This is a genomic window from Cedecea sp. B1(4) (assembly GCF_059414925.1).
The window spans coordinates 1-315 of sequence record NZ_JCAHMZ010000163.1 but is presented as its reverse complement, the minus strand read 5'-3'; the positions used below and the strand labels follow the sequence as shown (position 1 = coordinate 315).

The following is a 315-nucleotide window of genomic DNA, read 5'->3' as shown; positions in this document are numbered from 1 at the left end:
GGCCCACAGGCCGGCGGTCCTGGCGTAGTTTTCCACCAGCGCGATCTGCTCGTCCTCGCGGCCGGTCAGGCGCAGGTAGTCGATGGTCTGCTGGTCGATGGCGAACATCGCGGCGGTGGCGCCGTACTCGGGCGCCATGTTCGAGATGGTGGCGCGGTCGCCCAGCGTCAGGCTGGCCGCGCCTTCGCCGTAGAACTCCAGATAGGCGCCGACCACCTTTTCCTTGCGCAGGAATTCGGTCAGCGTCAGCACCACGTCGGTGGCGGTGATGCCGGGGCCGGCGCGGCCGGTCAGTTCGACGCCGACGATGTCGGG

Annotated in this window: 1 protein-coding gene; it reads right to left on the bottom strand. The window is 69.2% G+C overall.

All coding sequences use genetic code 11. The features are described 5' to 3' along the window. Positions 1-315 (bottom strand): aconitase family protein (locus tag ACR6JA_RS22470; protein WP_494599646.1); only part of this gene is annotated, 315 nt, incomplete at both ends.